Annotated in this window: 9 protein-coding genes; 7 read left to right on the top strand and 2 right to left on the bottom strand. The window is 42.2% G+C overall.

Going from position 1 to position 11,675, the window contains the following annotated elements; genetic code table 11:
• Positions 1–63: 63 nt before the first annotated feature.
• A complete protein-coding gene (locus ACT3S4_RS10715; RefSeq protein WP_060491130.1) occupies positions 64–369 on the bottom strand; it encodes a cupin domain-containing protein in 306 nt (101 codons plus the stop codon).
• Between the two features lie 193 nt (positions 370–562).
• On the opposite strand from ACT3S4_RS10715, the gene ACT3S4_RS10720 reads away from it, so the two are divergent.
• The 6 genes from ACT3S4_RS10720 to ACT3S4_RS10745 all read left to right on the top strand — a co-directional run bounded on the left by ACT3S4_RS10720 (position 563) and on the right by ACT3S4_RS10745 (position 7,985).
• Positions 563–1,519 (top strand): helix-turn-helix domain-containing protein, encoded by a 957-nt coding sequence (locus ACT3S4_RS10720; RefSeq protein ID WP_444761030.1) that lies wholly within the window; start codon positions 563–565, stop codon positions 1,517–1,519.
• A gap of 337 nt (positions 1,520–1,856) precedes the next feature.
• Complete coding sequence (locus tag ACT3S4_RS10725) at positions 1,857–2,795, top strand: ABC transporter permease (RefSeq protein ID WP_198329937.1); 939 nt, start codon at positions 1,857–1,859, stop codon at positions 2,793–2,795.
• A complete protein-coding gene (locus ACT3S4_RS10730) occupies positions 2,792–3,742 on the top strand; it encodes an iron chelate uptake ABC transporter family permease subunit (RefSeq protein WP_444761031.1) in 951 nt (316 codons plus the stop codon). Before ACT3S4_RS10725 ends, ACT3S4_RS10730 begins: the two co-directional genes overlap by 4 nt.
• Positions 3,739–4,515, top strand: a complete 777-nt coding sequence (locus tag ACT3S4_RS10735; protein ID WP_443548148.1) for an iron ABC transporter ATP-binding protein — start codon at positions 3,739–3,741, stop codon at positions 4,513–4,515. The genes ACT3S4_RS10730 and ACT3S4_RS10735 overlap by 4 nt, the downstream gene beginning before the upstream one ends.
• The gene (locus ACT3S4_RS10740) at positions 4,512–5,498 is read left to right on the top strand and encodes a siderophore ABC transporter substrate-binding protein (protein ID WP_444761032.1); all 987 of its coding nucleotides are present in this window, start codon (positions 4,512–4,514) and stop codon (positions 5,496–5,498) included. Before ACT3S4_RS10735 ends, ACT3S4_RS10740 begins: the two co-directional genes overlap by 4 nt.
• A 171-nt stretch (positions 5,499–5,669) precedes the next feature.
• On the top strand, positions 5,670–7,985 hold the full coding sequence (locus ACT3S4_RS10745) for a TonB-dependent receptor (RefSeq protein ID WP_443564040.1): 2,316 nt from the start codon (positions 5,670–5,672) through the stop codon (positions 7,983–7,985).
• 189 nt (positions 7,986–8,174) lie between these two features.
• Here the strand turns inward: ACT3S4_RS10745 and ACT3S4_RS10750 are convergent, their stop codons facing one another.
• Positions 8,175–8,450, bottom strand: coding sequence for a DMT family transporter (locus tag ACT3S4_RS10750; RefSeq protein WP_444761033.1), 276 nt, complete (start codon positions 8,448–8,450; stop codon positions 8,175–8,177).
• Between the two features lie 523 nt (positions 8,451–8,973).
• Between ACT3S4_RS10750 and ACT3S4_RS10755 the strand changes: the two genes are divergently transcribed.
• Positions 8,974–11,364 carry a TonB-dependent receptor gene (locus ACT3S4_RS10755; protein ID WP_444761034.1) on the top strand — a complete coding sequence of 797 codons (2,391 nt, stop codon included), beginning with the start codon at positions 8,974–8,976 and terminating at the stop codon, positions 11,362–11,364.
• Positions 11,365–11,675: the final 311 nt, after the last annotated feature.

Here is an 11,675-nt window from a genome sequence, read left to right on the forward strand (position 1 = left end):
TGCTCAGATGCATTTCAATCAAATAGCTGTAATAGAAACATTGTTATAGATTTAATTCTATATTCATAAAGGTTCAAAAAACATTACACTCGTTTCAGTAGGCGCATAAGGTTTATGGTTACTGTTCTTAGGAATAACGACAACTTCACCAGCGTTCACCTCTACGGTTTTGTCTTCTAATATAATAAATAGCTGGCCTGACAATACGTGAAATAACTTATCTTCATATTCGTGATTATGCCATTCATACTCACCTTTCAATTTAGCCAGTTTTACTGTTAATTGATTAAACTGAGCAATATCAGTAGGCTTCCAAAACTGTTCAATATCATCAAGCTCTTTTTTTATATTCGCTATAAGCAGACTCATGCTTACTCCTTTTTGGTATGTGAATACCATTGAATTATATTTAATTGATAATCATTAACATTAATATGATTGTTTATTACTAATAATGCTATTATTGCTTCAAGACTGGAGAACTGGCTATTTATACGTGTAAAGCTATTTTTAGCTGGATATAACATAAACACACATACCAAAACATCTTGATTGTATTTATATGGCAAACTTACATGCATTTTACGACCACTATCAGACCGAATACTGGTCTTTCGATCATCCTGATTCTGACTATTTGATTAAACGTCCAACTTATGATGGCAGCTCTGGTTATGGTGACTTACTGAGCTTGCATAATGGTATCGTGCTCGGTCGAAACAGCATTGCTAGCAGCCAATCTTTGGTGGAACCCGCCGCATCATTTTCTTGTGATGTAGGGATGCACTTAATTGTAGATGCGAACTATACCTTACATGCTAGTAATTTACGGACTGATACAAGTATTCATTCGCAGCAAATTTGGCGACGATCAGGAGATTTTGGTGATATAAACTCTATAGTTGATACTGAATATTTGCAGAATTCCCCTATAAATAGCCATATCGTAACAATCGATTTTAATCAAACATTATTGTCGCGCTGGGCAGAAAGCTTCGCTGTTCCAATATGGCTATTACTTTCTAATAATCAAGATCCTGAAATGGTTCAAGTCAGCTTATCCAACCAGCCACGTCTACTTGCTCGTGCAGCTTATATCCTCTCTTTACCCTGCTGTACTTTGAGTGACCGATTAGCTTTAGAGAGTCAAGCATTGCTGCTTTGCCAAGATATTTTAGGCATTCAAGATATATCAGGCCGATTAGCAAACCAAAAAAGCCAAATTGATCAGGCCGTTGATATTATTCGCCAAGAGTACAGTAATAAATTAACAATTTCCTTGTTGGCTCAAAGAGTGGGTATAAACGAATGCTATCTCAAGCAACAGTTCAAACAACAAACGGGTAAAACAATCGGCAGCTTTATCCGTGAACTGCGTATGCAGGAAGCAATGCGTTTGTTGCTAGATGAATATAAAAGCGTCCAAGAGACTGCATGGTATGTTGGCTATCGTGATCCTAGCAATTTCAGTAAAGCTTTCACCAAATTTTATGGCGTTACACCCACACAACTTATCTAGCCAACCAATAGATGTCAAGCTGCCACAATCTTCTAAAATCAGCTAAATAAGCATTGCTGATATACGACTTATTTATGCCAAACCTATGTTGCGCCTGAGTTAATTCAATCTTTAAACCTTGGTAAATGCTGAGGTATCGTTCCGAATAATTTCCCTTATTCACGGTATAACTTCCCAATTTCACCTTATATTCAACTTACCTATTCAAACAAGCATAGTATGATTGATTCTCATTTATGCTTTAATGAAAAATCCTAGCAATGAGTTTTATAGACTGTTGGTGGTATGTTTCAGCGTAGTAAAAAGTCATTCGTAATAAGTAAGAAGAACTTCAATAATGCGCTCACTATCTTTGTTACTCATTTTACTCTGTGCCGTTTCTCTTATGCTGGGCTCAAAACAGACCTCACTTATAGCTCTCTTTAATTTCTCCAACGATGCATGGTTGACCTTAACGGCGAGCCGTATACCACGGCTGATTGCGCTGGTACTGACAGGAGTGGGTTTGTCTGTTAGCGGCGTGATTTTACAGCACATCGTCCGTAACAAGTTTGTTGAGCCCGCAACTTCAGGGGGTTTGGATGCTGCCAAACTTGGCATTTTGGTCTCGCTCACCATGCTTCCTAATGCCAGTACGAGTAGTAAAATGATCTTTGCGCTGGTTTTTTGCTTTGCCGCAAGCTTACTTTTTATTCTCATTATCAGTCGTATTAAGTTTAAGAGCGCTGTGCTTATTCCTGTTCTTGGGTTGATGTATGGCAGTGTGCTGAGATCAATTGCGGAGTTTTATGCGTATCGCCATAATATTTTACAAAGTATGCAAGGGTGGTTATTGGGAGATTTTTCAAGGGTTATACAAGGTCATTACGAGCTGATTTATATTATTTTGCCCATCATTGTATTAGCCTATATTTATGCCCATCGCTTTACGGTACTGGGTATGGGCGAGGACATGGCCGCCAGTCTAGGACTCGGCTATGCGGCGACGGCCGCCTTAGGGCTCATGCTGGTCTCAGTGACGGTAGCCGCTTCAGTCATCACCATCGGCGCCATACCTTTTGTGGGGCTGGTTATTCCAAATCTAGTCGCTCTAAAGTACGGGGAAAACCTGTCGCGGACACTGCCAGTAGTCGCCTTAGGCGGTGCTTGTTTACTGCTGATTTGTGATATTTTTGGGCGGCTCGTCATTTATCCTTTTGAGGTTCCCATTGGCCTTACCGCAGGCGGGGTAGGCGGTGTAATATTCCTTGTGTTAATCATGAAGGGGGTGAGATGAGTGCTACGGCAAAGGTTTGGGCGACCGTGATACTGATTATATTGCTGGCGCTTATCTTCTTATTGATAGACTCTGATTTAGATTTTGATTACTTAATTCCTAAGCGTTTGATGCGTCTAGCGACTATTGTTCTCGGTAGTATATGCTTAGCTTTTTCATCTATAATCTTTCAAACTATTGTTGGTAATCGTATTTTGGCGTCTTCTATAATGGGTTATGAGGCTGTTTATTTACTGTGGCAAGTACTGTTGCTCTTTGTGATGGGTACAAATGGACTGATGCTGCTAGGTGTCAGTGGTAATTTTATCGTATCAATCGTATTGATGCTGGCATATTCTTGGGCACTTCATCACTGGCTTTTCCCTCAATGTAAAAATGATGTCTATACCTTGTTGTTATTTGGCTTGGTGTTGACGATGGTCATCGGTACGGTTACGCAGTTTATTCAGCTGCGTATTAGCCCTGGCGAGTTTTCGGTTTTTCAGGGGGTAAGCTACACCTCGTTTAATCGATCTCAGCCAGAGACTCTGTTTTATGGAGCGCTTGCGGTAGCCACCGTACTATGGGTTAGTCGTAAGACACTGCCTGTCTTAGATGTGATGGCGCTTGGCCGTGAGCAGTCGCTGTCTCTTGGTGTAAACCATCCTAGATATGTTAAGTTATATCTGGCTTTAATTGCCATTTTGGTGGCTGTGTCAACGAGCTTGATCGGTCCTACGGTATTTATGGGTGTGTTCATTGCCAACATCGCTTATGCGCTTGCAGGGAGTAACCAACACAAAGTCACCTTACCCATCGCTTGTGCCATTACTATCGCCATATTTTTAGTCGCTCAAATATTTGTTGAGCATGTCTTTAATTATAGAACCAGTGTCAGTATTCTCGTCAACCTTGTGGGTGGCATCTATTTTCTTGCGCTGACCGTCCGTACTAGAGGGTTCACATGATTACCATCAACCATGTCCATAAAAACTATGGCAAAAAATCTGTGCTATCAGATATCAGCCTAGAATTTCAGGCTGGCAGTGTTACCTCTTTAATTGGTCCTAATGGTGCTGGAAAATCCACCTTGTTGATGATGATGGCAAGGCTATTGGAAACAAGTAGCGGTGAGATATCATTCAATGATCGCAACATCCGTGAGATTGGTACTTCTGAATACGCGCATCATGTTGCGACACTGCGGCAGTCTCCAGGGTTTAATCTACGATTAACCGTGGAGGAGCTGATCTCCTTTGGACGCTTTCCGTATAGCCGTGGTGCGCTAACCACAGAAGATCGACGCATCATTGATGAGGCCATTGATTTTTTGGCATTAGAGCCTCTACGTCATTCTTATCTGGATGAATTAAGTGGTGGACAGCGGCAAATGGCTTTTTTGGCGATGACCATCGCGCAACAGACAGATGTGTTGTTATTGGATGAGCCACTAAACAATCTTGACATGAAGCATGCAGTGCAAATCATGCAAGCCTTACGCCGTCTATGTGATGAGCGGGGGCGCACGGTGATTTTGGTGATTCATGATATCAATTTTGCAGCCAACTATTCTGACCATATTGTGGCTTTAAAAAATGGCACGCTTAGCTTTAGCGGACTGTCCGATCAGGTCGTGACAGAAACCAATTTAAGTGAGTTATACGATCTTGATTTTGAGATCATTCGTAGTGAACGTGGTTGCCTGTGCGACTACTTCAATTTATCAGGGGATGCAGTATGAATTTGAGTAAGAGAGATTGGGTTTGGGTACTGGTCATGTCGGCCGCCGTATCATTACAAGGATGCGAAAAAAAATCTACTGAGCTGACAAATGAGCCAGCACACGCGTCACAAAAACTTGAGACGCCCATCACGATCAAGCATGAGCTTGGTACTACTGTCATCAATACTCGACCGCAACGCGTCGCGGTACTGGATATGAATGAAGCTGATTTTTTGGATCAGCTCGATGTTCCGATTGCAGGAATGGTCAAAGACTATATTCCGCACTTTCTTTCGCAGTACAAAGCGGATGCCGCAGTAGAGGACTTGGGCGCTATTGTTCAGCCAAATATGGAACGTATCCATGCGCTACATCCTGATCTGATTTTAATGACCCCGCTGCACGCCGCTAACTATCAAGAGCTGTCAGAGATTGCACCGACTCTGCATTTCGATGTGAATTTTAATAACAGTCAGCAGCATATAGCCAGTGTTAAAAGTCACTTATTAACTCTAGGTCGTATTTTTGATAAAGAGGCATTGGCAGAGCAAAAAGCCACGCAGTTAGATGCAAGAGTCAAAGAGGTTCAGGACTTCACAAAAACCCGCCCAGAAAAAGCACTGGTTGTCTTACACAATAATGGGGCTTTTAGCAATTTTGGGCTGCAATCACGCTATGGTTTTATCTTCAATGACTTGGGTGTCAAGCCTGCGAGTACGATTGTAGAGACCAGCTTACATGGACAGCCGATTTCTAGCGAGTTTATACAGCAGGCTGATCCAGACATTCTTTATATCGTAGACCGTACCGCTGTCATGGAGCACCGCGCTATTATCAATCCTGAGGAGGTGAGCAACCCTTTACTTCGTCAAACAAAAGCATGGAAAAATGGTCGTGTTGTTTTTGTTGATGCCGATGCGTGGTATATAGCAGCAGCCAGCCCAACCTCATTAAACATTATAATGGACGATGTCCTCAAAGGTTATCAGCCAACGTCCTAGAGACACTCTAGGAACCTTCTAAGACGAACGATGTTTTTTAACGTAGGACTAGGGCATGTCCTCGTGAATAATTAAATGAAGAAAAGAGGATTTTTTATTCTAAATTGTTAATGATTATCATTTGTGTTTTTATTCGCATTATTATTTCCATCAAAACAAGAGGACGTTTCCATGCACCAACTTCAACACCTAGGTCATAAAAATAGGGTCAAACAGCGGGCGACACTGACCAAACCTTCTTTTGCGCTTAATCCTTCTTTCACGCTCAATTATATCGTATCAGCAAGACTTGCCATGTCTTTGAGCCTAGTCGCTGGGACGGTATTCATCTGTATGCCATCAGCGTATGCACAGACAAATAGTAATGTGACACATAGTGAGCAAACCACTGAGTCTGGCAAAGGAGCGCAAAACCCACCGTTAGAGGAGGATAACAACGTTCCTACAGTGACCTTGCCTGCGATAACAGTAGTGGCAGAACGCAACGACAATCCTATCTACTCAGGTGGGCAGGTGACCTATACCAATCACGCTGGATTCTTGGGAAATAAGGATTTTTTAGAGACGCCGTTTAGTGCCATCAGCTATACCGATAAATTTATTGAAGATCAGCAAGCCACCGATATTACGGCTGTCATCGCTGCTACCGATCCTGCCGTCTTTAGCAGTGGGGTTAGTGGCCAGAATCTTGAAAGTTATTCTATCCGTGGATTCTCTTCAGACATTGGTGATGTTACGGTAGACGGGCTATTCGGTATGGCACCTTATTATCGTAGCTCACCTGAGATGTTTGAGCGTATCGAAGTACTCAAAGGGCCCTCAGCTTTATTGAATGGTATGCCGCCCAAAGGCTCAGTAGGCGGTGCAGTCAACCTAGTGCCTAAACGAGCAGGCGATGAGCCGTTGACGCGAGTGACGGCAAGATATTTATCAGACTCACAACTTGGTGGGCATGTGGATGTAGGACGGCGTTTTGGTGAAGACAAGCAGTTTGGTGTTCGGATTAATGGTGCTTATAGAGAGGGTGATAGTGCAGTAAATGATCAAGAAAAACAAGCGCAACTGGCTTCTGTTGCACTGGACTGGAAAGGAGAGCGTGCTCGATTATCGACAGATCTTTATCATAGTAAAGATCGTGTCGATGGACCGACTCGCGGTCTCACCCTAGCACCAGGATTGTCAATTCCTAAGCCGCCCAAACCAGCGACTCTATTGAACCCAAGCTGGGCATTTAATGATAGTGAAGATAAGGGGCTAATGATACGTGGTGAATATGATGTGACTGCTGATTTAATGATTTATGGTGCGGGCGGAAATAGTAAAACAAAATTTAAGTCGCAGAGTGCCTCTGTCGCGCAGATTATCAATGCCGCAGGAGACTATCGGACTAACCTTGGAGAAGTTGATGATGAAATCGAAAGACAGTCTGCTGAGATAGGGTTAAAAAGTAAATTCCAAACAGGACGAGTTAATCATCAATTGGCATTTAACATCGTTGACTATCAGGAAGATTATGATTTAAGTGCTAGAAGGGGTTTATTAGCTGAAGATTGGGTCACGAACATATATAAACCAGTATGGGAGTCGCGTAATATTCCCTTCAATTCTCCTGCGCTACTGAACACAAAAACGAATTTGACCAGCTATGGTCTTGCAGACACACTGTCTTTTGCTGAGGATAAATATCAGCTGACTTTAGGACTACGCCATCAACAGGTAGAAAGTAAACAAGCAGGTATGCTGGCATCAGCAAAGGATTACAACGAAAGTGCGACTACGCCATCAATAGCGCTACTAAGTAAAGTAAACGATCAAGTTTCTTTATATGCTAACTATATAGAAGGTTTGAGCCAAGGTTCTACTGCACCGATAGATGCAGAAAATGCTGGTGAAATGTTTGCCCCTTATAAGACGCAACAAAAAGAAGTTGGCGTAAAGCTTGATCTTGGTGAGTTCTCACATACCCTAAGTGTTTATGAAATAGAGAAACCTAATAGCTATTTAGACCCTGTTAGTAATATCTTTTCTTATGCTGGCGAACAGCGTAACCGAGGTGTTGAATGGGGGTTTTTTGGCTCACCCATTGAAGACATACGCCTAATGGGTGGGGTTTCATATATTGATGCGAAGCTAACCAAGACGCTTGGTGGCGTTAATGAGGGTAATAGAGCTACAGGTGTCCCACAATGGCAGTCTAAGCTTGGTGTTGAATGGGATCTACCTTTTATTCAAGACTTGACATTGACAGCTAATGCAAACTCGATATCTAAGCAATATCTTGACGCAGGCAACTCACTGTCATTACCAGGTCGCACTGTATATGATTTAGGTGCACGTTATGCCACCTCTATTGATAAAAAGCCGCTGACATTAAGAACGAGTGTTGCTAACGTAACTAATAAAGCTTATTGGGCAAAGCCGCATTATACCAGTCTTGGCTTGGGTGAGCCGCGTACATTTATGCTGTCAGCCACAATGGATTTTTGATTTGAGTTAAGGCGTGTTTGTAATATCATTATAGATTAGTGAATTAGAGTGCTAAAGATTTGCCGCACCCAAATAGGAAATTTATTAGCATATAATTCACTCTTCTGTGAGTTCAAGGCTCAAAAAGTAGATGAGACGTAGACTTAGCGATATCAATAATTACTCGTTATTCTACTGGCAAGTTGTTACCTAAAGCATAAATAGAATGGTGCCTATTGGAGTGCTTTTTATGGCACTTAAATTGCTAGCCACGTTAACTTTGGCATTGCTTGTGTTGGTAAATGAAGGAGTGAGCCACAGCTCCATAATCATGCCTAGCAGAACGAAAGTGACACCTACTGAACGCCCAGTATTTATCTCTCTTGACGGCAAATTCATAAGACCGTATTGGTCTAATATTAATGAAATGAGCAGTAGCATACTACCACGGCGAGCCACTTCTGTGAATTGTTGTTCTAAATCCATAGTACATCGACGTCGCCAGCAGCTTCCACCGCTCGTCCAAAGATCACAATCACCTTAGCTTGAGCATCTAGCTCATGACTACTACGCCAATCGTTGTCGAAATTAAGCAAACTAACAAAGCCACTGAAATAAAAATAGCAATGAGTTTGCCTTTTGAGAGGACGGCAATATAGTCAGTTCAATCTCATTTGGCGTTCTGGTACGTTTGGCATCTTCTATCGTACCAAGGCCATCATATGCTCTAAGAAGCCTTGTTCAGGCGCTTGGGTGATATGAATAATATATCAGTGTTAAGACATATAGAGAGCTATCAATTAAGTTATGGATACCGCTTAAATATTGAATCTTGAGTGACGATGGAGCAGTATTTTTTGGAAGCACTAGGGGTTTTTAATATTGTAAATAATTATAGAAACAAAAATGATTATCATTTACAATATTGTTCACAAAGTTAGTACACACAGCATTATTAGCTAAATATAACTTTTACCACTCTTTGATCCGCCAATTAAGTGAAGTGAATATGAAACGCCACCATCAAGTTGCTCTATCCTTTCTTACCCTTTGTATCAGCCAGCAACTATATGCACAAAACAATGTCAGTGCTATGGACATCGCTTCAAATACAATGCTTTCAGAAGACTTAGCTGTCAACGCCGCCTCAAGTGAGTTACCAAACGTGACTTTAGATACCATTACGGTCACTGCTAAAGCAAGGACAGGAACGGCTTTGGCACAAAAAATTAGTGAGATGCCCGCCGTCACACAGGTAATTACCGAAAATGAGCTGCAGATGCAGGCGACAGGCAATCGCACTACTGGAGATATATTGGCTCAGCTGATTCCAAGTTTGGGGGCAAGTAGTGGCTCAACCAGTAACTATGGCACGACCATGCATGGCCGTCCCGTGCAGTTTTTGCTGAATGGTGTGCCATTGAGTGGCTCACGCAGCCTTTCACGCGAGCTAAACAGTATCGACCCTGCGCAGCTTGAGCGGGTAGAGGTGCTCTCTGGTGCGACCAGTATTTATGGGGCTGGCGCGGCTGGTGGTCTGATTAATCTCGTCACAAAATCTATGGTGGGTTATGGCTCTATCAGGCAAACCAGAGTCGGCGTCAGTAGCAGTCGTAATTTTGACTCAGATTCATTGGGTTATCATGTGGGGCAGACATTGGGTTATGGCGGTGAGCGAGTCTATGGTCGCCTAGATGTGGATTATGATCGTAAGGGCGGCAAATTCGATAGCCACGATAATCGCATCAGTCCAGACGTCAATCAAACTGACCAACAAGATACTGAGTCGCTAAGTGTTAATGGTAGCTTGGGTATAGAGCTCACTGACAGCCAACGTCTTGATTTGGCAGTGACTTACTATAATGATGAGCAGGATACTGACTATGGTCCAGATTATGGTAAAAATTTACAAGTATTATTAAAACCGAAAAAATTACCACCATCTTTAAAAGCGATTGACGGTGCCGACGTAGAAAACGAGCCTTATACCACCAAAACATCAGTGAATCTTAACTATAATAATGATGATATTGCAGGCTCAAATTTGAGCGTGACTGGCTACTATCGAGACGAAAAAGGCCGTTTTTATCCTTCTGGGAAAAGTGCAGCAGACCAAGCAGCTGAAGTTTGGGCTACCAATGGCCTTACTGATAAAGACACGCTAGGTAAGCTGTTGGGCGCGGCAACATTCGTCACTCAATCAGAAGCAGATATTGAAGTGATGGGTCTACGCGCAGCCATGCAAACGGATAGCGAAATCGCAGGTAAAAAGACGCTATTTAGCTATGGTGCTGACTTTGAACGCGAAAAAAGCGAGCAAACCTATGAAGGTCAAGACTTAAACACGTTTCTTGCTAGTAATGGTTTGAGCGCTCAAACTAATGGTCTTACTTATAATGGCGGACCAGATACCACCATTGATAAATGGGGCGCTTTTGTCAATGCCGATATAGACTTGACGGATAAGTGGCATACCAGTGCGGGCGTGCGCTATCAAAAACTCAAAGCAGAAACGGCTACTTTCACGCCCATTTATGAGCAATTGCTCGAAGAGTATTTTAATGATCCTCTCATCAACGGTGTCAGTGATGCTTATGGCATTGACTATCAGGCTGGTCAAGTGGAAAAGGGCCATACAGACCACGATAAAACCCTATTTAATATCGGTACCAGCTATCAATTAACCCCAAATGACCAAGTATTTGCCAATTTTTCACAAGGCTTTACCACTGCTGACATTCAGCGTGCGCTACGTGATGTACGAGCAGGCTTTGTCGTCAACTCAGACAACGTACAGCCTATTGCGATCGACAATTACGAGTTGGGCTGGCAAGGTAAGCATGGCAGTACTGCTGCACGATTGAGCGGTTTTTACAATGAATCAGATAAAACGGTACGCTTTACCAATGACTATACGGTAGAAGTCGTCGATACCGATGAGCGCGTCTACGGCGTAGAAGGCTCGCTCAGCCATGATATTGATGATCAATGGCAAGTGGGTGGCAGTGTCGCCTATACTCGTGGCCAGTATGATAAAGATGGTGATTGGTTGGAGCTGGATGCCGTACGCTTGACACCACTTAAAGGCACCGCATTTGCACAATACAACTTTGATGAAGGCAGCAATGTACGTCTACAAGCATTAGCAATTGGCGGTGATAATAAAGCCTTTAAGGATCAACAAAAAGACCCTGATTCTAGCGCATTGCCAGTCACAGGTTATATGACACTTGATGTATTAGGACAAGTCAAAATGCCGGTAGGTCGAGTAGACTATGGAATTTATAACTTACTCAATAAGGATTATCTAACGGTCTATCATCAAACTACCTATGGCGATTTGAATCGTTTGCCTGCCTCGGGTACAACTTACGGGTTGAGCTACACTGTGGATTATTAAAAATAATATCAGAAAACCTTTTACGCTAATTATTGAATAGCGTGAAAGGTTTTTACATTTTTTTTCAAAACCTAAAATACGATTAAAAATCTAATTTATCTATATCCTGATTCATAATAACTATCATTTATGTTAATCAACATTCTCCTAGCCGTTATTCGGTATCAACTTTGTCTTTAAGTCTTTAAAAGACCTTTCAGTTAGTACACTGTCTATGAGTAAGGGAGTAGCAAAATACTGCTTCACTTTTTACTTCCTTGTTTAGTCTGTCTTGATTCTTCATAAACTTTTTATTTACTTCGTGAAGTCAT

Source organism: Psychrobacter sp. AOP30-A2-5, assembly GCF_052378115.1.
Taxonomy (GTDB): Bacteria; Pseudomonadota; Gammaproteobacteria; order Pseudomonadales; family Moraxellaceae; genus Psychrobacter.